This is a genomic window from Peribacillus sp. NPDC058002, from assembly GCF_042886655.1.
GTDB classification, from domain to species: domain Bacteria; phylum Bacillota; class Bacilli; order Bacillales; family DSM-1321; genus Peribacillus; species Peribacillus aracenensis.
In genome coordinates, this window is sequence record NZ_JBHVQU010000064.1 from 1 (window position 1) to 22,921 (window position 22,921).

The 22,921-nt window shown below is 37.9% G+C and carries 16 protein-coding genes, 1 pseudogene and 1 riboswitch; of the genes and pseudogenes, 12 read left to right on the top strand and 5 right to left on the bottom strand.

The annotated features are described in order from the left end of the window. The first annotated feature begins 366 nt into the window (after positions 1-366). From ACFVSH_RS13185 to ACFVSH_RS13195, 3 genes and pseudogenes are all read left to right on the top strand, one after another. Positions 367-1,635 carry a cation:dicarboxylate symporter family transporter gene (locus ACFVSH_RS13185; protein ID WP_387604821.1) on the top strand — a complete coding sequence of 423 codons (1,269 nt, stop codon included), beginning with the start codon at positions 367-369 and terminating at the stop codon, positions 1,633-1,635. Positions 1,636-1,705: 70 nt separating this feature from the next. Further along, positions 1,706-3,787 carry a gamma-glutamyltransferase gene (gene ggt, locus ACFVSH_RS13190; protein WP_387706343.1) on the top strand — a complete coding sequence of 694 codons (2,082 nt, stop codon included), beginning with the start codon at positions 1,706-1,708 and terminating at the stop codon, positions 3,785-3,787. A gap of 159 nt (positions 3,788-3,946) precedes the next feature. After that, positions 3,947-4,030 (top strand): annotated as a pseudogene (locus tag ACFVSH_RS13195) (L-lactate permease); the annotation flags it as partial. A gap of 491 nt (positions 4,031-4,521) precedes the next feature. Here the strand turns inward: ACFVSH_RS13195 and ACFVSH_RS13200 are convergent. Beyond that, positions 4,522-6,927, bottom strand: coding sequence for a M14 family metallopeptidase (locus ACFVSH_RS13200; RefSeq protein WP_387706345.1), 2,406 nt, complete (start codon positions 6,925-6,927; stop codon positions 4,522-4,524). A gap of 437 nt (positions 6,928-7,364) precedes the next feature. On the opposite strand from ACFVSH_RS13200, the gene ACFVSH_RS13205 reads away from it, so the two are divergent. Both ACFVSH_RS13205 and ACFVSH_RS13210 read left to right on the top strand, forming a co-directional pair. Then, positions 7,365-7,505, top strand: coding sequence for a hypothetical protein (locus ACFVSH_RS13205; protein ID WP_387604827.1), 141 nt, complete (start codon positions 7,365-7,367; stop codon positions 7,503-7,505). A 182-nt stretch (positions 7,506-7,687) separates the two neighbouring features. Beyond that, positions 7,688-7,834 carry a hypothetical protein gene (locus ACFVSH_RS13210; protein ID WP_387706347.1) on the top strand — a complete coding sequence of 49 codons (147 nt, stop codon included), beginning with the start codon at positions 7,688-7,690 and terminating at the stop codon, positions 7,832-7,834. A gap of 183 nt (positions 7,835-8,017) precedes the next feature. Here the strand turns inward: ACFVSH_RS13210 and ACFVSH_RS13220 are convergent, their stop codons facing one another. Together ACFVSH_RS13220 and ACFVSH_RS13225 are read right to left on the bottom strand one after the other, a co-directional pair. Beyond that, positions 8,018-8,911 carry an ROK family protein gene (locus tag ACFVSH_RS13220; RefSeq protein WP_387604829.1) on the bottom strand — a complete coding sequence of 298 codons (894 nt, stop codon included), beginning with the start codon at positions 8,909-8,911 and terminating at the stop codon, positions 8,018-8,020. Between the two features lie 86 nt (positions 8,912-8,997). Beyond that, entirely contained in the window at positions 8,998-9,429 is a 432-nt protein-coding gene (locus ACFVSH_RS13225) for an AAA family ATPase (protein ID WP_192207573.1), read from the bottom strand. Positions 9,430-9,755: 326 nt separating this feature from the next. Between ACFVSH_RS13225 and ACFVSH_RS13230 the strand changes: the two genes are divergently transcribed. Together ACFVSH_RS13230 and ACFVSH_RS13235 are read left to right on the top strand one after the other, a co-directional pair. Further along, positions 9,756-11,669, top strand: coding sequence for a galactosyltransferase-related protein (locus ACFVSH_RS13230; protein ID WP_387604831.1), 1,914 nt, complete (start codon positions 9,756-9,758; stop codon positions 11,667-11,669). Positions 11,670-12,629: 960 nt separating this feature from the next. Then, positions 12,630-13,139, top strand: coding sequence for a putative periplasmic lipoprotein (locus ACFVSH_RS13235; RefSeq protein WP_387604833.1), 510 nt, complete (start codon positions 12,630-12,632; stop codon positions 13,137-13,139). Between the two features lie 379 nt (positions 13,140-13,518). Continuing rightward, a riboswitch (SAM riboswitch) is annotated at positions 13,519-13,629 on the bottom strand. Positions 13,630-14,024: 395 nt separating this feature from the next. On the opposite strand, the gene ACFVSH_RS13240 is transcribed toward ACFVSH_RS13235, so the two are convergent. Continuing rightward, positions 14,025-15,083 carry a YkvI family membrane protein gene (locus tag ACFVSH_RS13240; RefSeq protein WP_387604834.1) on the bottom strand — a complete coding sequence of 353 codons (1,059 nt, stop codon included), beginning with the start codon at positions 15,081-15,083 and terminating at the stop codon, positions 14,025-14,027. A 134-nt stretch (positions 15,084-15,217) separates the two neighbouring features. After that, positions 15,218-16,096, bottom strand: a complete 879-nt coding sequence (gene proC / locus ACFVSH_RS13245) for a pyrroline-5-carboxylate reductase (RefSeq protein WP_260288702.1) — start codon at positions 16,094-16,096, stop codon at positions 15,218-15,220. A gap of 636 nt (positions 16,097-16,732) precedes the next feature. Between proC and ACFVSH_RS13250 the strand changes: the two genes are divergently transcribed. From ACFVSH_RS13250 to gnd, 5 genes are all read left to right on the top strand, one after another. Then, on the top strand, positions 16,733-17,230 hold the full coding sequence (locus ACFVSH_RS13250; protein ID WP_387604836.1) for an LURP-one-related/scramblase family protein: 498 nt from the start codon (positions 16,733-16,735) through the stop codon (positions 17,228-17,230). A 451-nt stretch (positions 17,231-17,681) separates the two neighbouring features. After that, positions 17,682-18,413, top strand: coding sequence for a GntR family transcriptional regulator (locus tag ACFVSH_RS13255; RefSeq protein ID WP_387604838.1), 732 nt, complete (start codon positions 17,682-17,684; stop codon positions 18,411-18,413). Then, positions 18,406-19,950, top strand: coding sequence for a gluconokinase (gntK, locus tag ACFVSH_RS13260; protein ID WP_387604840.1), 1,545 nt, complete (start codon positions 18,406-18,408; stop codon positions 19,948-19,950). Before ACFVSH_RS13255 ends, gntK begins: the two co-directional genes overlap by 8 nt. Before the next feature lie 18 nt (positions 19,951-19,968). Further along, positions 19,969-21,315, top strand: a complete 1,347-nt coding sequence (locus tag ACFVSH_RS13265) for a GntP family permease (protein WP_260288077.1) — start codon at positions 19,969-19,971, stop codon at positions 21,313-21,315. A gap of 77 nt (positions 21,316-21,392) precedes the next feature. Further along, on the top strand, positions 21,393-22,796 hold the full coding sequence (gnd, locus tag ACFVSH_RS13270) for a decarboxylating NADP(+)-dependent phosphogluconate dehydrogenase (RefSeq protein ID WP_387604842.1): 1,404 nt from the start codon (positions 21,393-21,395) through the stop codon (positions 22,794-22,796). Positions 22,797-22,921 lie beyond the last annotated feature (125 nt).

Below are 22,921 nucleotides of genomic sequence, written 5' to 3' on the forward strand. Positions count from 1 at the left end.
GGTACAATAGTGAGTTATCAAAAAATTGGTAGACCTAAAAACCTTTATGAGTGGGTATGAATTTACTATATGAGCATAATCTTGAGTCGTGGCTGTAACTAAGTTCACAAAGACTAGAGTTATGCTTTTTCTTTTTTTTCTTTTTTTTCTATTTTATAAGAAAAAAAGTGTAGATATAATTCTGTTAATTAGAAGATTTGATTATTAATATAGTTGTTTGAAATTTAAATAATGTTAAATTTTCTGAAAATAAAATGAAAGGGCTTTCAGCGATAGAGAGAATTATGTAAGGTAGTATGTTTAAAAAGTATCTTTATTCAACTATTTAGTAGATAGAAAGAAAAGAAAAGAAAAAGGGGACATTTAATGAAAAAATTAAGTTTAGCTAGCCAAATTTTCATTGGTTTAATTTTTGGGATTATCGTTGGCACCATTTTTTATGGTAATGAGACAGCCCAAAACTTTTTACAGCCATTCGGAGACATTTTCCTACGAATGATTAAAATGATTGTTGTGCCAATCATTGTATCAAGCCTTATCGTTGCGGTTGCCGGTGTAGGTGATTTGAAAGCGGTAGGTAAACTAGGTGCTAAATCATTATCATACTTTGTTGTGGTAACGATGATTGCGATTGTTGTTGGTTTAATTTCCGCGAATATCATCCAGCCTGGTGCTGGTGTGAATATGAATAATCTGGAACAAACTGATATATCCACTTATGTTGATACAGCCGAAACCAAGCAGCATGAATCGTTCGTAGATACACTTGTACACATTGTGCCATCCAATCCAGTCAAGGCCATGGTAGAAGGCGATATGCTAGCGATCATTTTCTTCTCCGTGTTGTTTGGACTTAGTATTGCGGCCATCGGTGAAAAGGGTAAACCAGTATTCCGTTTCTTCCAAGGTACAGCTGAAGGAATGTTCTACCTAACTAACATGGTCATGAAATTCGCTCCTATCGGTGTATTTGCACTAATCGGTGTGACGATCTCCAAGTTCGGTTTGGAATCTTTAATTCCGTTAGGAAAGTTAGCGCTTTCTGTTTACGGAACAATGATTTTCTTTGTAATTGTCATTCTTGGCATTATTGCAAAATTTGTCGGATTCAATATCTTTACGTTGATTAAACTTCTAAAAGAAGAATTGATTCTTGCTTTCTCTACTGCAAGTTCAGAAGCGGTTCTTCCGAAAATCATGGAAAAAATGGAGAAAGCGGGATGTCCGAAACATATTGCTACATTTGTTATTCCGACTGGATACTCCTTTAACCTTGATGGCTCAACATTATACCAAGCGTTAGCGGCTATCTTCATCGCTCAAATGTACGGCATCGATTTAAGTGTGTATGAGCAAATTACGCTAATGCTAGTGCTAATGATCACGTCCAAAGGGATTGCCGGTGTACCAGGTGTATCTTTCGTAGTTCTTTTAGCGACATTGGGAACTGTCGGCATTCCTATTGAGGGCCTAGCATTTATTGCTGGTATCGACCGTATTCTTGATATGGGACGGACAGTAGTAAACGTTATTGGTAATTCACTTGCGGCAATCGTTATCTCAAAATGGGAAGGTCAATTTAATAAAAGAGAAATAGTAAACAGTATGAATAATTTAAATGAAGAAATTTCATAATATTTATAATTTACGTTCTTTTTTCGGATCTATAGATTAAATTAAATATTTTTTTAAGGGGGAGAAATTTTTGAAGTATCTAATAAGATTTACTTTAGTTATTTTTAGTTTTTTTTGCTTGATTACACCAGCATTTGCTAGCGTGCCTGGAGTAGATAAATCAATGAAAAAAGGAGCAACAAAAGGTATAGTTTCAGTTTCTCATCCATTAGCTGCTGAAGCCGGTAAAAGGATTTTAGAGCAAGGGGGAAATGCAGTTGATGCAGCTGCAGCTATTCAGTTATCTTTAAATGTTGTTGAGCCAATGATGTCTGGAATTGGCGGCGGTGGTTTTATGATGGTTTACAATAAAGATAAAAAGAAAATAACAATGATTGACAGTCGAGAAATGGCGCCTCAGAATGTAAAACCTGACTTATTTTTAGATAAAAGCGGCAAGCCCATTCCTTTTAGTGAACGTCATACAACTGGAAAAGCAGTAGCTGTTCCAGGAACACTAAAGGGAGTTGAAACAGCTCTTAATAAATATGGAACTATGAAACTATCTCAAGTTATTGATCCTGCCATTCAACAAGCTGAGAAAGGTGTTAAGGTCAACTGGGCTACGGCTCAATATATCGACGAAAATAAAGAAAAACTTCAGAAATATCAAACAGCAGCAGACGTATTTGTTCCGCATGGTAAACAATTAAAGGAAGGAGATATCCTTGTTCAACCGGATCTAGCAAAGACCCTTAAATTAATTCAAGCAAAAGGACCCAAAGCATTCTATACAGGTAAAATTGGAAAAGCTCTTGTAAAAGAAGTTCAAAAACGTGGTGGAACAATGACAGAGCAAGATTTAAAAAACTATGTGGCCAAAGAACGAAAACCTATTGAGTCAAATTATCGAGGCTTTAAAGTTGTAAGTGCTGCTCCACCAAGTTCTGGCGGTTTAACTGTTCAACAAATACTAAAGTTAATGGAAGGTTATGATGTGCAAAAAATGGGGGTTAATTCGCCCGAATATCTCCAACATTTAACCGAAGCGATGCACTTAGCTTATGCTGATAGAGCAGCTTATGTGGCAGATGAAGATTTTTATGATGTGCCAACAAAAGGACTTTTAGATGAAAAATATATAGAAGAAAGAAGAAAGCTTATTAATCCAGAGAAGGCTACTGCTGATGTAAAAGAAGGAGATCCATGGAAATATGAAGGCAAGAAATCCTCTTCTCAAGTGACAGTAAAAGAAGAACATCCTATTGGACAAACAACTCACTTTTCTGTTATAGATAAATGGGGAAATATGGTTTCTTATACAACAACTATTGAACAAGTGTTCGGATCTGGTATCATGGTTCCCGGTTATGGATTTATGTTAAATAATGAGATGACAGATTTTGATGCTACACCAGGTGGTGTTAACCAAGTAGAGCCAACGAAACGCCCAAGAAGCAGCATATCTCCAACCATTCTTCTAAAGGACGAGAAACCTTTTATGGCTATTGGTTCTCCGGGGGGACCCACTATTATTGCATCAGTAGTTGAAACAATTATAAATGTTATTGACCATAATATGCCAATACAAAAAGCGATTTTAACGCCTCGTATTTACTCAGCAGGCTATCCAACTATTAGGTGGGAACCGGGAATTGATCAAAATACGAGATTAGAATTAATGGCAAAAGGAAATGTATTCGAAGAAAAGCCTGAAAATATCGGGAATGTACAGGCAGCTATCTTTGATTACGAAACTGGAAAAATGTACGGAGGAGCAGACAATACCAGAGAGGGGACTGTTTTAGGTGTAGATGGAATATCTTATACATCTAAAAAGCCAAAAGAAATAAAAGAGGAGGAAAAAGGACCTTTCACCTTTAAAGTAAACGGTTATGTTTACCCTTACCAAGCTAATCAGATGAAGATAATAGATGGAAAACCATACATTCAATCAGATAAATTATTACTTGGTCTAGGTGTTATTTACTCAAGGGATTTAAAGACATATAAGACAAATAAAAATTCTTATTTATCTGTTATAAAAACGGCAAAGGCATTAGGTTATAAGGTAGATTGGAATGAGAAGGATAAAGTTATACTTTTAGAAAAGGACTTGTCTAATTATGACAATCCAAATGATGATGAAGACGGTGATATTATTACAAACTAATAATTGGTTCTAATGCGAAAGACATTTTTGGGAATTACAGCATGTCATCTTTATTGTATAGAAATAATTAGTAAAAAGGGTTCTGGTGCAAATACTGTATTTGTTTAAAAAAGGCATATAGATTATTAACTGAGTGATATTATCCCATCTAAGTAGACTGCAATTTTATTAACTGGCATTACTTTTGCAGTAACACAATTCTTAAGCTCTAACTTTCTGGGACCGGAACTTCCGGATATTTTAAAGGGGTGAAACCGAAGGCAAAAGAAAAGAAGCCTTTGGATGCTGCTCTTGTGTTGCAAGATGATGGATCCATTGGATTTGAATTTGCTAAAAGCAAAATAACAAACTTAAAATCCCTATCACATAGATAGGGGTTTTTTGCTGTTGCTTATATATATTCAACGAAAGACGGAATGAGTAGCTTAACCGTACTATAATAAATAATGGATACTATGTTCAATATTACAATTATTGGTTCAATTCTTGTTTTATGTCTAAAAGTTAGTCTGTAATTTATAGTATAAAAGATTTAAGACTTATAGACAGAGGATGATACATATTGTTAATTAGTTATGCGAGGGTTTCGACTACTGGCCAAGATTTAGTAACGCAAAAGGAAATATTAACGATAACACGATTTTGGTTATTTTGTATCCAAAATAATGGGAAGTCTATCAGTTCAAAGGAACCAAAAAGGAGTTGGCCCCGTAAGGCCAACCCCTTGCAAACCGTCATTTTATTGTAAGCGTTACAGAATTATAGTTTTTCCCGTTACCAAGTGGATTGTAGTTTTTTTCAATGTTTCCTGCGGCGTCCACAGTGAAATAATTGATGGTTGTTGTCTTTTCAATTTTTAATGTTTCTGCAAATTCACGGGTGCCGCTTAATTTAATTTTAGCTGATTGGAAGGTAGGGCGGCTGCCGTCAAGCGTATAATAAATGGTTGCTGGCTCACTTGTTTCAATCTTAACATCAACCGGACCTGTGTATTTACCGTTTCCAGGTGTAGCTTTTGAGGAAGGCGGCTGATGGTCTTTTGCACTGTTGTAGGCTACTTTAATTAAGCCAATCAACCCATTGGCAAATTCCATTGCTTCTTCATGACCTTCTACAAAGGCTGGCTGGAATCCAACTGCCTGCCATCTTTTTGTATCCTTATTCCATAAATCTGCCCCTACTTCGAAGTTCCAGGCATAAATCCCCTTTTCATACCATAGGTAGTCCGCAGAGTTACCTGCAGCAGAATATAGTACGTCAGGAATTGGACCTGTACGGCTAGGTAGAATGACCGTTCCGCGGTGGTCTTGAATATCATTCAAGATGTTATCAGAAGCTGCCCAGTAAAACGCTTCTTCACCAGCTGATGGGCGTGGCAGTGTTGTACGTTTTGAATCGTAAGCACCAGGGGACCACATGAAGTAGCCGCCATAACTATGAATATTCATTGCAAACTTAATATTTGGGTTTTTGTCAGCAAGCCAGACTAGGTTTCTTCCTTCAGGCTCAGAGTTTTCAGCTGGTCCAGCGTAAGTGTCTCCCGTACAACTTGTACCTCCGCCAATATAGCCATCAAAAACGGATCCAACAGAATGGTTGCGGTTAAGGTCAACTCCCCAATTATTACGGTACCCAGGGTCAGAGGCAGTGGGACCACAGTGATTGGTCATATTCTTACGCTGCATATTGTAATCATTGAAGCTGTAATTGGCACCATCAGGGTTTACTGAAGGTACAAGGAATATATCAAGATTATCGACAAGCTTTCTTGTCTCACTATCTTGACTATAGTTTCGCAGTAGTCTTTCCGCCGTTTCGATTGTTACGAGTGGGGTCACCCATTCACGGGCATGCTCCTGAGCATATCCAAGAACACCTGGTTTAGAACCGTCACGATGCTTGCCGATTCGGATCGCTTTTACTGTAAAAGGATCACGGGAAACGTCTGCCCCTGCCTTCAAGCCGTCAGTTAATATCGCAGCATTCGTAGTTGGTGCGACAACACCAGCACCAGCATTACCGCGGTATGTAGTCGCAGTGACAAGTTGGCCAGCATTCTCATTCAGTGCTTTAACCACTTGTGCGGCAGTACTTGTTGCCTTTCCGGACGAATCAGTAGCTAAATCTACTAAAATCTTGGTACCATCCACAGTCACTTTTAGTGGTGAATTATTGGTTCCCGGATTCTTGAATTCTACCGATACATCATTCCCGCCTTCATGCCCCCATGCTTTTGAGGAAACAACAACTGCGGGATTGGTCGTGCCGCCGATAGTTGCTTGGGCAAGCCGTCTGTAACCATTTGTTTTATTTGGCATATCAATGATTTCTACCAAGTTGGGAAATTCTTTTGCAAGTTTTTCGGCACGTCCATATAATTCATTTGGTGCCATATAGTGGTCAACAAAATCGGTAACATAATCTGTTTTTGGATGTTTCGGCTCTTTCCCTAACCATTCAGTAATGGTGCTCGTAGCTGTTCCTCCAAGATTACTTTCAATTTTAACAGATGAAGGAATGGCGCTAACCGGTAGAAGCAAATAGTGATATAAATATTCACTGTAGTCTACCAATCTAGAAAGTGTAGCAGATTTTTCCTCACCGTTCTCGGTCCAAGTTGCTTTAAGTGCTGTGCTAGCAGTCGCACCGGCGCTTGATTTCACTTCGAGATATAGGAAGGTTCCTGATTGATTGGTAAAATGGTTTGCCCTAAGGACTTTAAGTGTATCCTCGGAAGCTGCCAGACTGGCTTGCATCCGGACAGTAGATTGCCGCTCTGCCACGCGTGTGTTCCATTGGTTTTCGGTGATCAGGGTCTCTTTTACATTGATGCCAAAGGTCTTTAACATGGCAATTTCTGTTGGTGTGACAACGGCATCCACTTCATAGACTCCGTCGTGTGCTTCGATTCTGTGGGTAAGGTCAATTCCAAGCTCAAGAAGCTTCTCCTTTGCCTTATCATTTGGTACTACAAGTTGAACAATTGAGACTGATTCTTCCTTAGGAATCGGCTGGTCAGGCTGTTCGGCCGCTGCAACCGGAATACTTAGGCCTGGATAAAATGTAGAGAACACTAGTCCGGTTATGGCAGTCATCACCAATAAATTCCTTTTCCATTTCTGCTTTTTCTGTTTTGTCAAAAACTGCACCCCCATAATGCTAGAAATTTTAATACAAGCTTATTGTAAATTGAATGTACTTAATATCTTGTCGTAAAATCAGGGGCAGTTAAAAATCCACTCTACAAAAATTTTATTAATACTTTATTTTAGAAGAACAAATATTAGGTTGTTTTTCCTGTTTAAAAAGTACTGTGATACTAAAAAAAGATCTAGTAATTAAGGAGTACAAAATTACTGGATTTTATTCCACTATAATTCCTATAAACTGTATTATGATAATCAACTGTGTTCATTGTTTAATATTGTTGCTTTTTGTTTAATTTTGTAAAAGGAAAGTTGTAATATATTTCATGTGAATTACGGCTCCATTGTTAAAAACCATTAAATGCCTATTAACCTTTGTGCCAGTCCAACATTTAATAAACAAGAATTATTATGAATAGGAATGATGGGGAATGGCAAAAAAAAATACAACTGAAACAAAACAGGGTATTAAGAAAGTGCCAGAGCAAATAAATGAAATAGTAACAAACAAGGAAGAGAAGATACATTTGGAGAGGCTCTTTTTTAAAGTATGCCTAGAAAGCTTGCAATGACTATTTCTCCATATGGTCAAAACTCTTTAAAAATCAATGAATGCTTACTGAAATATTTGAAAATCGGTGGTATGAGTGAACGTAGTATGGCTTGGTGAATTGACATTCTCTTACTATATATTGCTTCACTGTCATTTGAACGTGGAAGTCGAGTAGAAGAGGAAAGCACGGACTTAGGTGATATGATTGCACTTTATAATCAAGCAGATCCAGCAAAATATCCATTGATTATGATGCTAAAATCAGAGATGTTCGCATGCGGATGCATCGAACGTTTTGAATGGAGTATTGAGGTCATTTTACAAGGCATGCTAGCAATGTCGAAATAAAAAAAGCGATGGTAATCCGAACTATGCTCCATTTTTCGGACAGTAAAAAGTTCCTAAACGGCTATTAGGTGGTCCCGGTATTGTACCGGGGCCATTTTCTTTAGTCCCCATTGGTAACGACTCATATTGTATTCTTCTATAACTCTATAAACTAAGGTGAACCGTAACTTAAATAATAAGTTTTTATAAGCTTTGTTGTTGAATTAAATGATACATTGCCCCAATCATTCCTGCGTCATTTCGATGTTTACATAGTTCAACAGGAATCTTAATATCCTTCCACCAAGGGAGATCGTCTAGTTGTTTTTTTATAGTAGTTAACAAATCCTGTTGGGAGGATACTCCGCCACTAATTAAAATTTTTTGTGGGTTTAAAGTTGCTGCTAGGTTGAAAATTCCATAACTAATATTTCTAGCCCATCCGTCAATAAGTTTTTTTACCGATTTACTTTTAGCAGCCTCTGAAAAAACGGTCTCCCCTTTAACATTTTCATATTCACTTATTCCCTTAAGTTTTTTATAGCTCCTAATTAAGGCAGAAGTTGAACCTGTGGAGTGCCATATATCACCGAAATTTTTCCCATTTGCTTGAGTAATCATAAAACCAAATTCACCGCCTCTAAATCTATGACCACGTAAAAGTTTACCGTCAACAAAAATCCCCCCTCCTATTCCAGTGCCAATTGTGACACATATAAAATCGGTGCAATTTTGGGCATTACCGCTTGTTTTTTCTGCTATAGCAGCACAGTTTCCATCATTTTCAATTTCAACCCGTAGTGGAACTTTTGCTTCTAATAAATTCTTTAAATTCTGATTAATCAACGCGGTAACAGCACCACCTTGTTCTGAGTAACCTGTATTCGGGTTAATAAAGCCTGGTAAACTTATAGCTACACCCAACACATGATTATTTCTTAAGTACATATTAATTGTTTCTACCATTTTTATTATAAATTTATCTAGATTTGTACACGGGGTACTGTAACTGCCTTGTGAAAGAATGGTTCCGTTCTCTAATAAGAGCCCGTGTTTTACTTTTGTCCCGCCGACATCAAAAGAAATATACTTTTCCACTTACATTCCCCCTATACACCGTAGTTTTTATAAGAATATTAAGTAGGCTCGAGGAATTATCACCTCATTTATATTGAATACGATTCCTAATTTACCATAATAATAGTTCCCTCATCCGATGTCGGTTTTTGGTATTCTTTATGAATTTGTTTTAATACATCTTGAGGTAGTCGCATGAGATCTTTGTTCCTTGCTTTACATATTTCATAATCTGTATCCACTTGGTAAATTTCTAACGTAAGCCCAAATTCTTTAGCCACACGTCTCCATTGTTTACGACGCTTTCTTGTTCTGTTTGTGGTATCTACAATTACTTTATGACCACTTTTTAGCAACGACCTGACCATAAGTTCAGCTGTTTTCCACACTTGTGGTTCAGCCTCTGCTTTATATATTTGACCATGTAAGGAAAGCCTGAGGTCATCAATAGATACACGTACCCATCCGTCGCTCTGTAGTACTTTAGCATATGTTGATTTACCACTTAATGGGATTCCGCACATGATACCAAGTTTCACATTACATCTCTCCAAATCAGAAATTGCCCCGCCCACACTCAGATACTCTAAACCCTCTGAAAGCATGAATCAGTACATTACATTATAAAATGCGAATGTTAGTTGATTTGAAAGGGGCAAATCAATCAATTATGTGAATAAAAAAAATTTTCATATAGGAATTTTGATTTAACAATATTTCCTACTATACCTAGGTATTTAATGGTGTAGTAAACGATTTAGAAAGTTATGATTTAAAGCTGTGTCAAACATGCTTCAAATTACGTATAGTATCATCAGCATTTGGATTGACCTTTTTATTAATAACAAGGTAGGTGAGTGGAATTTTGTTAGAAAAGGTTTCAATAATCATACCTTTCCAAACAGACAATGGCCCAAGAGCGGAAGCATTTAAATGGATTAAACAGTATTATGAACGTATCATGCCCGAAGCTGAATTATGCTTGGGTATAATCGATAACGATAAAATTAATAAATCCAAGGCTGTAAACGTAGCAGCTAAAAAAGCAACAAGAGAAATTTTTGTAATAGCTGATGCGGATATCGTTTTTGACCCTAAACTTATTGTTAAAGCAATAGAGGTACTTAATGAATCAGCATGGGTAGTTCCTTTTACTGAAATTTATGACATTGAAAGATCAGGTACAGAAAGACTGATTCAAACAGAACCAACGTGGCCTTTTGATGTTAAATCTGAAGAATGTACCAAAGCAAATTGGATTTACACAGGTTTTGCGGGAAAACTTATTGTCATACCAAAAGTGAACTTTGAGGCAGTCGGAGGGTTTGATGAACGGTTTAGTGGCTGGGGAGGCGAAGATGATGCTTTTTCACTTTCTGTCCAGACACTTTGTGGTAAATTAGCGAATGTTACAGGAGAAATTTACCATGTATGGCATCCTGTTTCAAACTACGGAACAAATCCAAATGGTAAAGCGAATCTAGAACTTCTCGACCGTTATAAACGCGCAAGTGGAAATAGGAAGGAAATGACCAATCTTATTTCTGGACGAAATGATATAGAAAAGATACAAATTAATAATATTGAGGTTTTAAACAGCAATGAAAATGCATATATGACATCACCTAAAAGCAAAATTTGTTTTGCCATCCTTGTTCATGAAAAGAGAGAGTTAGTCAAGCAACTAATTAAAAATGTCCGTTCTTTTTGCCCTAACAGTGCAATCGTCTTATACAACGGGGGATCTGATAGGACGCTTTGTGAAGGTCTAGGTGTTCCCGTTTGCCCCTCCAGTCGTAAATTAGAGTATGGGCATACTGCCATTTATTTTCTTGAAACGATGGAATGGTTGGAACAATTAGGGACTCAGTATCAATACTTTATTAATATTGACTCAGATGCTTTGTTTATCAAAAAAGGATATGAAGAATTTATTCAAAATGAAATGAAAGATTCGGATTACATGGGGGTGGACTTTAGGGTTCCAAGTAAAGATTGGTATATTGGAAGGGAACTTAGGAAAGACGTTAATAGATGGAAGAAATTATTTAATATTAATCCTTTGTATGGAGTTTTCAATGTTGGACAGGTAATTTCGAGGCCTATTGTTAAAGCATTACTTGAACCAGAAAGGATGGGAAAGTTAAGAAAAGCTTTAATGGAAACCACTTCCTGGGGGATGGATGAGATTATCTTTGTAAACATGGCCAAGGAACTTGGATTCAGGCAAAAAAAATATCCAAACCCCCTGGACTCAGAGATGATACGTTATCGCCCTTACTTTACACTGGAAGAAATGATATACTACCATACTAAAAATAGTGGTTATCTATGTCATCCCATTATTCGAGACAAAGCTGACCCTGTCAGGAAATTAATCCAACATATTGAAAATGGCCATGATTCAGAACTATATACAAACAAGGAATATCCATGGCATGAAGACAATCCAAATAATTATTCCATTTCGCTTCCGATAAAAGGCAAATTTGGTACTTTAGAGCTTGTCGTTCGCTCTGGTTCTGCTTTGACCCACTATTGGCAACCCCCTGGGGGGGAATGGTATAAATCTGAGATATTCGCTAGAGGTGTTACGGGAATTCCTATATTATTCGAAACTCATTCAGGTGTATTTGTGGTAGTATGCAAATTAATAAATGGTGAAGTTTGCTATTGGTGGAGAGACAGCAATGACCAAAACAGCCCTTGGTATGGACCATATGTTTTTCAGCTTGGGATTGTAAATCCGATAAAAGGAAGTGAATTTATTAAAGAGTAAATGTATTTGAGTATAAGTCATGCACTCGAAACTCGATCAACATAATGGAGTTATTATAGTTTCATGGACATATTTTAGTTAAGTCCTTACAAAAAGCTTTTAATATGGATCAGGATAAGGAAAAGTTCCTTACCCTGATCATGAAAATGCTCATAATTTTGCTCAAAGTCTTTTTCTCTTTTTTATTGGCTCTTTTCGTAAAGATTGTTGTTTTTAAAACGAAACGATTTAAGGTTGATTGGAGCGGAAGTGCGAGACTCCTGCGGAAAGCGAGCATCTGGAGGGGAAATCAACCACACCTCACTACTTGGTAAATAGCAACAAAGTATGCGAAAACAGCCTTTTTATTAAAACCTATTTATTATTATTATTTATCTTAATGAATGGGCGGCATGATCCGCTAAATCCCTTAATAGAGGGGTTTAACAAGGATTCTTAAATGAGTGCTCACCTAACATGTGTATATCTTTAAAGTTGAAAGCCCCCAACAGTGTGGGGGCTTTTTTCTTTGTTGAAACGGAAAACTTCATACAATCCACTTTCAACGAAAGATGTACATATAGTTCCAGGCGATGGGGGAACAACCTACTATAGTCTTTTCAAGTTGAAGCCCATAGTTGTTGATGGTCAGGGAAATTGAATAGTGGTAATAGTGATCTACTTTGATTGTGCGCATAATTTGGGGAAGGCATGAGGAGTATCGGTATGGAAAATATGAGAATTTTAGATATATTTATTAATTCAAATGTTATTGAACTGCATTAATGGAGATCGGAGCTGTCTTTAAGGCGGCTCTTTCTTTATGCAACTATCTGTTCGGTTTAGTGCAATAAGGACTTTAAAATGCTATATAAAACAAAGTGAAGATGGTATTATTCTAAAAAAATAATGGGTTTAAAAGCAAACTATAAATGGTAAAATTGAAAATAAATGCATTTTTATCATCGAGGAGAAGTTAAGTTGAAGAAAATTTTTACTGTATTATTTTTACTGATGGTTTTAACAGCTTGTAGTTCCAACAGCACTAACAAAGATTTTAATTCGGATACCGCTAACTTGGAAACTGCTAAAAAAGATACTAATTCGGAGGAAATGACTGAACATGATTATCAATTTACAGGAGAAAGCGAACATTGGGAAGCTGTATATTCTTATGAAGGAACTGAATTATGGGGAGAGAATGGCGAACAAACCACTCATTCCAGCCAAGATAGCTATGAACTTGTATTAAAATATAAGGGTTCTTTGAAAGAGTTATCTTCTATGAAAAACCTTGAATATACTTATGAAACAACCACTTCAAGCGGAACTAAAACTGAGGCATACAAAGAACCGCCTAGCGAAAAAGTATTTACAATTAGAGGTGGATCAGAAAATGGAGCAATAATTGGTGAAGGCGAAATTATAAAAGTAAATGTAAAATGGGATGCCTCTGAAGAGTCATTTGAACTGCATAATAAGGCTAATTGATTTTGTTGAACTAATGGGTGCTTTAGAATAGAATTGGAGCGGTCTTTAAAAGGCAGCTTTTTCCTTACTATTTTTCTTTAACATGAGGAGAGAAGTAATGTGCGATTAGCTATTGTATTAGATAATGAGGAATCTAAAGAAATAAGAAAATGGTTAGAACAATACATATTTCCAAACGATTTCCTTGTAGATAATTTTTTTAATACAAGTACAGTTTTATATTCGGTTGATTTTAATGTAAGACCCTAAATTAATGCTGGCATCAGCTCTTAGTATGCTAGTTTGTCCGAAGTATACAGGGGAAAGGAAAGTTTTTTTTCTCAAGAAAAACCTTTCTACTCATTAGTAGAAAGGTTGGTTAAACAATCCTCACTACTTTCTCTCATCTTCCAAAGCACATTGCTTTGCAGGAATTGGCACCATTTCAGTTAAATAACTGACGGTTGCCGGGCTTCAAAGGGCACAGTCCCTCCACCTCTCTTGATAAGAGTCAAACATTATATTCAATTAAACACATTATTTTAAATTCAGCGTGAATGTGGTGAGGCAAAGTTCAGTAGTTTATTTCTCTAAAGGAATGTATATATTGGATTTCTTATATGTAATTTTATTTTTCATTTTTGGATATAGTTTTATATGGACATTAAAAGCTATCGTAGAGGAAGTATCCCCGCATCTTACTGCAATCCTTTTTCTTGTATGCTTCATTAGCAATAATCGTTATTCACTTAATATATGACAAAGGCTTGATGCTCGTGGAAATAAAAAGGGAATTGATGCCCGATTTTCAATAACTCAAGAGAAATATGACGAAAAGGATTATCCTATAATTTATAGGAAGCTACATCCAAAAACAATAGCTGTGTAACCTTATAGTTTTTCCATTTAATTTTCTTTCGTTAATCGACTCATTCGGAATGGAGTAATGATGAGAACGATAATAAGAACAATTCCCATATAGCCAAAGATTGGATAGAGAGAGGAAACAAGTTTAGTGAAGCCAAAGAAGCTTGCTATAAATCCTATCAACAGTGATGAAATAACGATTACTTTAAATTTTGTGGTCTGCGGATTTGAAAAGCGTGTTCCAAATGAGTAGAACATGCTGACAGCCGAATTGAAAATCATAGCGAACAGAACGAGAGAGTACAGAATACCTAAGAGAGGTGAAACACTGTTGGCGATTCCCAGCATTGGCATATCTAAGTCCGATACTGTATGAATATGTGAGAAAATAGTAAGATGACTAATAATAACAAGTAGACCTAAAGCAAGCCCTCCTATAAGTCCTCCAATGGATGATATCCTTTCATCAGGTTCATTTCCACCCATAACAAGTGTCATGGAAGCCCCCATTGCAATGGTTATTGAAATATAGTTTATTACAGATATAAGCCAATGTCCCGCAGCTGAATTTTGTTCCATTGCATGTGGTTCAAGTGACGTAAACGATGAATTCATTGTAAACATACTATAAATAAATAGAAAAAGTACGACAAGAATCAGAAATGGTGTGACGGATGCAATTACCTTAATCACACGGTCAACTTTCAGCATAACTGTTATCAAAACAAGAACAGTCATAAGAATGGTGCCTATATAGGAAGGTAATCCGAATTGCTGATCAAAGATCGAGCCTGACCCTGCAATCATGACAATTCCTATACCAATTAGGATGGCGTTCAGAACATAATCAATGATACCGCCGAGAAAGCGACCACAAATCTTATAAATTGCTTCCTGATGCGAATCTGTTTGTGTACGACTGCCAAGCTTCATCAGAATCATTCCAAGGTATCCAAAAATAGCGACTGAAATGATAGCTCCAATTGTGCCCAATTTCCCGAAGCTTACAAAATAAAACATGGTTTCTTGTCCTGAGGCGAACCCTGCTCCGATAAGAATTCCGATAAAAGCACTAGCGATCTTAAGGATTCTCTTCATGTTGTCCTCCGTTTTTCTTACGTTTTTATTTATTCTAACTATTTGATAGGATTATCATTTTATAACCATATCTTTTGAGACATATATTTTACTAAGGAGGATCCATGGTGATAGTTAACTTGGACACCTTCCTCTTATGGTACTGAAGTGCCACAATACTCTCGGGGAATAGTCGATTTCCTGTACGCTACTGCCATCTCTTCATTCAGCTCTTTCGAACGTTTCGCTGCATGATGAATCGCCTGTGAAATGGCTCTGCCGCCATTATTTTTCCGTAAAGCCTCAAGTCCGGATGCTGTCGTTCCATTTGGTGAAGTGACTTTTTCTCTGAGACTTGCCGGTGCCTCGTCGTTCACCATAATCATCTTGGCTGCCCCTAAAATCGTTTGGGCTACAATCTCACGGACCATCGCTTCATCCATACCCTTTTTAACGCCGGCATATTCCATATGCTCCATTAAATAATAGAAGTAAGCAGGTCCGCTTCCTGCAATTCCTGTAAAAATATCCATTTGCTCTTCTTCAATTAAGAACACCTTTCCCAAACAGCCAAACAGTTCCTTCACTGCTATCACATTGTCCATCGCTGTATGTCTTCCCGGACATAACGCAGTTGCAGACTCCCGGATCATGCTCGACGTATTTGGCATCAACCGCACAACTTGCTGTCCAAGCTGTAGATGACTTTCCATGAATTCAGTGGAAATGCCCGCTAAAACAGAAATCACAACTTGATCCACTTTTATTTTATCTTTCAATGCATCGAGAGCATCTGCTGCTCCCTGGGGCTTCATTGCCAAAATAAAGAAATCAACTTCTTCATATGGCAATGCATCCTGATGGACCGCCTGAACGCCATACACGTGATTCATTTCCTTGAGTCGTAATTGATTGCGGCGATTTGTCACATAAATTCTCTCTGCTGGTATGCTCCCCATCTGCACAATTCCTGAAATCATCGACTCTGCCATCGAACCTGCTCCTAAAAATGCAACAGTTTTATCTCTCAACATTATGCCCTCCTAAAAGTTCAATGTTCGTAATTCCGTTCGTATTTTTCAACCTTTTTATCGTAACATGCTGAGATTCAGATTCAAGGGAAGAGGGGACATTCACAAGGAAAAGGCCGAGATAGTGAAGGGAAGCGTTATCATTTGGTGCTTACATGCCAGTCAGGTCATTTAATCAGGGATAATCGGCTGTAATCGGAGTATTTGCGGATATTTTAGGAAGATAAACGAAATAAAACAATTCATGTCGTTACAGGTTTTGTCCGTATTTTTTGTCAGTAAAATGCCCTCTTAATAATCGCTCTCCCATTGTATCTAAGACTTGACCTTAATTTATTGAGGGGAGGCACATGAAGATGAATATACAACCTTATTAGTGCAAGGTGTTGATTCTTATGGAATTAAAGGGTCAGGATAGTTCTAGAGTGCATATGGAGTTGTTCAACAATTGGGCCAGATTGCGAGGGAAGAAATGCTGACTTTACAAAAGGTAAATTAGTTAAGGATAAATAGTGGTGAACCGAAAAGAAGGAGCTTTTGAGTGGAACTATTATCTGGAATTTATAATGCATAAGATTGGAACCAATGTCCATTTCAAACGTAAGTAATGTAAAAGATTTAAGGTAGGGAGGCATAAATATGAGGCAGCTTTATATAAAGCAGAAGGTATTCAGTCTTAGCGGGAAATTTACAGTAAAGGATCAGCAGGAGAAGGATATATATTACGTGGAGGGAAGTTTTATGCAAGTTCCAAAGACTTTCTCCATTATGAATATAGCAAGAGATGAAGTAGCCCTCATTACGAAAAAGGTGTTCAGCTTTTTACCAAAGTTTTTTGTTGAGGTGAATGGTCGAGAGGTATTAACAATAAAGAAGGAATTTTCCTTCATTAAAGCACGATATACAATTGATGCGGCAGGCATTGAAGTACATGGTAATTGGTGGGATATGGATTTTCAAGTTTTACAGCATGGTAAAATCGTAGGTAAAGTGGGCAAGGAGTGGTTCACTTGGGGCGATAGCTACAAGGTTCAAATAATAGATGAAGAGATGGAAACCATTATTATTGCCCTCGTTGTTGCAATTGATTGTGTGAAGGCTGATCAAGCAGCTGCTTCCTCAGCAGCGTCGATTTAAAGTAGAAGTGTAAAATTAAAAGGCTGACAGCTTTAAAAAGTCACTGCTTGAATAGGTGCGGTGAACCGTATCATAAATAATGGGTTCTGGTTATTTAGCTAAACGGGAAACGATACTAGAAACTGCCATGGAGTATCCGTTATTGTGTTAAATCAGCTAATAGAGGCTCAGAAGTTATTCCAGAATTCGGAGCGGTTCTTGAATAAGGTTCGCCTTTCTTATGGAACTAACAGGTGCATTAGCTGAAGATTGGAGCTGTCTTTAAGACAGCTTTTTCTTGTGGAACTAACGGAGCAGGTTAGTCCGTTTCATTATTTTCACCATAATCTTATATCATTTTGACTTATAGTAACGAGAATCAGGTTACATTTAAAATGCTTGCATTATTCATTATTATTATTATAAAATACTTGTATACAAGTGTACTTGAACTCTATTGGAAGGTGAATTTATGGCTGAATCAAAGGAGTTTCTATATCCTGTAAAATGGCTTTCAAAAGCTTCTGCAGGTGATCGTGTAACATCCGAGCTTAGAATGCGCATTATTTCGGGGATGATTGAAAGCGGTGCCATCCTATCTGAAAATAAAATAGCTGCCGATTTCGGCGTAAGCCGCTCGCCAGTTCGTGAAGCGTTAAAAATATTGGCCAACGAAAATATCATCCGATTGGAAAGAATGGGTGCGGTTGTCATTGGTTTAACAGAAAAAAAATATGCAGAAATTTATGATGTGCGTATACTCATCGAAACGTTTGTATTTGAAAGGCTAGTAAGGATGGAAACGAATGAATTAGTGATGGAACTCAGTAAAATACTGGAAATGATGAAAATTTCCATAAAATATCGAGATGCTGATGAGTTTTCTTATCAGGATGTCCTCTTCCACGAAACGATCATTCGGTCCATCGATCATTCCTACATCCTGATGATTTGGGATAATTTAAAACCTGTGATGGAAAGTTTGATTCTTCTATCCATGCGCAGTCGTTTTAAAGAAAAATATGAAGATTTTACACGGATCATAAATAACCATCAACTTTATATTGATGCAATCAGGACAAAAGATCGGGACCTCATGATTAAGTCGCTACATGAAAACTTTGATGATGTTCAAGAGAAAGTTGAAGACTTATGGACGGCCCAACAGATGCTTTCAAAAGGAGTCGAACAAGAAAATGACTAGCTATATGTTAGGTGTAGACATCGGTACAACAAGTACAAAAGCGGTATTATTCACGAAAAAAGGCGATGTCATCGAGCAGGAGAATATTGGATATCCTCTTTACACACCGGATATGACAACAGCGGAACAAGACCCTGAAGAGATTTTTCAGGCCGTTTTGAAAGCCTTTACAAATATAACGAAGCAGCATCCAGATAAACAGATATCATTTATTTCATTTAGCAGTGCGATGCATAGTGTTATAGCCATGGATGAAAATGACCAGCCGCTGACCCGTTGTATCACTTGGGCAGATAATCGCAGTGAAGCTTGGGCCCATAAAATAAAAGATGAATTAGATGGGCACGAAGTTTACAAACGGACCGGAACGCCGATACACCCGATGTCTCCCTTATCCAAAATCGCCTGGATCGTGAATGATCGTCCAGAGATCGCAACCCATGTTAAAAAGTATATCGGGATTAAAGAATATATCTTTAAAAAGTTCTTTGATCAATATGTTGTCGATTATTCTCTTGCTTCATCGATGGGCATGATGAATCTCAAAAACTTGGATTGGGATGAGGAAGCCTTAAGAATTGCCGGAATAACTCGTGGGCAATTATCTGAACTCGTACCAACAACAAAGGTCTTTAACAACTGTGCCCCGGATTTAGCCAAACAAATCGGAATTGATCCACAAACCCCCTTTGTCATTGGGGCAAGTGATGGTGTTCTTTCAAATCTAGGTGTAAACGCTATCCGGAAAGGTGAAATCGCTGTCACGATTGGGACAAGCGGTGCGATTCGGACGATTATAGACGAGCCGAAAACCGACGAAAAAGGAAGAATCTTTTGCTATGCCTTAACGGAAAAGCATTGGGTGATTGGCGGGCCGGTAAACAATGGCGGGATGGTCCTTCGCTGGATTCGCGATGAATTTGCTTCCTCCGAGGTAGAAACGGCTAAAAGGCTTGGCATCGACGCTTATGAAGTCTTGACCAAGATTGCCGAACGAGTAAGACCAGGCGCCGATGGATTGTTATTCCATCCATATCTCGCAGGTGAACGTGCACCATTATGGAATCCGGATGTACGGGGATCATTTTTCGGATTAACACTCTCGCATAAGAAAGAACATATGATTCGAGCGGCTCTAGAAGGGGTCATTTACAATTTATATACAGTATTTTTAGCCTTAACCGAATGTATGGACGGTCCAGTTACCCGAATTCAAGCTACGGGTGGCTTCGCAAGGTCTGCTGTTTGGCGGCAAATGATGTCCGATATTTTCGAATCGGAAGTCGTGGTTCCAGAAAGCTACGAAAGTTCGTGCCTGGGTGCTTGTATATTGGGGCTATATGCCACCGGGGAAATTGATTCCTTCGAAGTAGTTTCTGAAATGATAGGCAATACCCACAAGCACACACCGAAAAATGATTCTGTAAAAGAATATAGACAACTACTGCCGATTTTCATTAACCTATCAAGGGTATTGGAAAACGAATATACACAGATTGCGAATTATCAAAGAAACTTAATAAATGCTACAAAGTAAAGACATGGAGGAATTACAATGCCGTTAGTTATTGTCGCTTTAGGAATTGTCGCATTATTAATTTTAATAATGGGTTTAAAATTAAACACCTTTATTTCCTTGATCATTGTATCGTTTGGAGTGGCTTTAGCGCTTGGGATGCCACTTGATGGAATTGTCAAAACCATTGAAGCTGGGTTAGGCGGAACACTCGGTCACTTAGCGTTAATCTTTGGACTTGGAGCGATGTTGGGTAAGTTAATCGCAGATTCAGGTGGCGCGCAGCGCATTGCCATGACCCTTGTTAAAAAGTTCGGTGAAAAGAATATTCAATGGGCAGTCGTTGCAGCATCATTTATTATCGGTGTCGCATTGTTTTTTGAAGTGGGATTAGTATTATTAATTCCAATCGTATTTGCAATTTCAAGGGAATTGAAAGTTTCGATACTGTATCTTGGTATTCCAATGGTAGCGGCATTATCCGTAACACACGGTTTCTTGCCGCCGCATCCAGGGCCAACCGTCATCGCTGGTGAATATGGTGCAGACATTGGTCAGGTTTTACTTTACGGCTTCATTATTGCGGTTCCAACCGTTATTTTAGCTGGACCGGTATTTACGAAGATAGCTAAAAGATTAGTACCTGAATCATTTACGAAAACAGGCAGCATTGCCTCTTTAGGAGAACAAAAATCATTTAAACTTGAAGAAACACCTGGATTTGGGATCAGTGTATTTACTGCTTTACTTCCGGTTATATTAATGTCAATTGCTACGATTATCACTTTGATGCAAAAAACAATGGGATTTGAAGATAATGGTCTACTGGCAGCTATCCGTTTTATTGGTGAGGCCGGTACTTCCATGTTGCTTTCCTTATTATTTGCGGTCTATTCAATGGGATTGGCAAGAAAGATTCCAATGAAAGATATTATGGAATCCTGTACATCAGCAATCCTGCATATCGGGATGATGCTTTTAATCATAGGGGGCGGAGGAGCCTTCAAGCAAGTATTGATCGACGGCGGTGTAGGTGACTATGTAGCTGAATTGTTCAAAGGAACATCATTATCACCGATCTTGCTTGCCTGGATCATCGCGGCAATCCTGCGTATTTCCTTAGGATCTGCTACCGTTGCTGCCTTAACGACAGCTGGTTTAGTAATTCCGATGTTAGGTCAGACGGACGTTAACCTTGCTCTAGTTGTGCTTGCTACAGGAGCGGGAAGTTTAGTCGCTTCACACGTTAACGATGCTGGTTTCTGGATGTTTAAAGAGTATTTTGGTTTAAGCATGAAAGAAACATTTGCAACGTGGACCTTGCTTGAGACGATCATTTCAGTAGCTGGATTAGGATTCATTCTATTACTAAGCTTATTTGTATAAGCCTTTCCCGGCAGTAAATCCCCCACTATGGCAGGGATTTACTGCCTATTATTCTTACATAGAAGGAGCAGAAATAAATGTACAATACAATTGGTGTCATTGGTTTAGGGGTAATGGGCAGTAATATCGCATTAAATATGGCTAGTAAAGGGGAACGAGTGGCTGTCTATAACTACACAAGGGATTTAACGGATCAGCTTGTAGCTGAATTGGATAGTCAGTCGCTCCATCCGTATTACGAAATCCAAGACTTTGTTCAGTCACTGGAAACTCCAAGAAAGGTTTTTCTAATGGTGACTGCGGGTAAGCCGATCGACTCGGTGATCAATTCATTGCTTCCTCATCTTGAATCAGGCGATATTATCATGGACGGCGGTAACTCCCATTACGAAGATACTGAACGCAGATATGATGAATTGGAATCTAAAGGAATCAGTTATTTGGGAATTGGTATTTCTGGTGGAGAAGTCGGGGCATTAAAGGGGCCTTCAATCATGCCGGGTGGAGATAAAGGCGCCTATGAAAAAGTAGCTCCGATTCTGACAAAAATCGCAGCACAGGTAAATGCTGACCCTTGCTGTACCTATATCGGTCCAAAAGGAGCAGGTCATTTTGTAAAAATGGTACATAACGGGATTGAGTATGCAGATATGCAATTAATCGCCGAAGCCTATACATTTTTAAGAGAAAAGTTGCATTTGGAAGTCCATGAAATTGCTGACATCTTTGAAACATGGAATCAAGGCGAACTGAAAAGTTATTTAATCGAAATCACTGCTGAAATTTTAAGGAAAAAAGATGATGTGACGGGCTTACCCTTGATCGATGTGATTCTTGATAAAGCAGGACAAAAAGGTACAGGCAAATGGACCAGCATGCAAGCTATTGATAACGGAATACCAGTTTCGATTATTACAGAGTCTTTGTTTGCCCGTTACATTTCCGCTTTAAAAGAAGAACGGGTTAATGCAGAAAATATTTTAACAGGCCCTGAAAACAATCAGCAAAAATTGGATAAAAATGAGTGGATTGACTATATTAGACAAGCATTATATATGGGAAAAGTTTGTGCATACGCGCAAGGTTTTACTCAATATAAAATGACTTCTGAACTTTACGGCTGGGATTTGCCTTTAAAGGATATTGCGCTGATTTTCCGAGGTGGTTGCATCATTCGTGCCGAATTTTTAAACGTCATTAGCGAAGCCTATCAAGAGCAGCCGAATCTGGCTAATTTATTAATCTCACCGTATTTTACCGAAAAGGTTACGGACTACCAGGTAGGATTGCGAAAGGTTGTCTGTGAGGGAATAAATTCCGGTATCTCGTTTCCATGTTTAAGTGCTTCACTCACTTATTACGATAGTTATCGAAAAGGCATCTCTAATGCTAACCTTTTGCAAGCACAACGTGATTACTTTGGTGCACATACCTATGAACGACGTGATCTGGCAGGAGTCTTTCACACAAACTGGCAGTGATGGAAAGTGGCAAAGACACAGTCATTTTTCAATAATCGTTTGTACTTTACTTCAATAAGAGAGCTGCTTTTTGAAGTGAACCCAAAAAGTTAGACACTTTATTTACTTAGGCAGCCTTGAGGGCA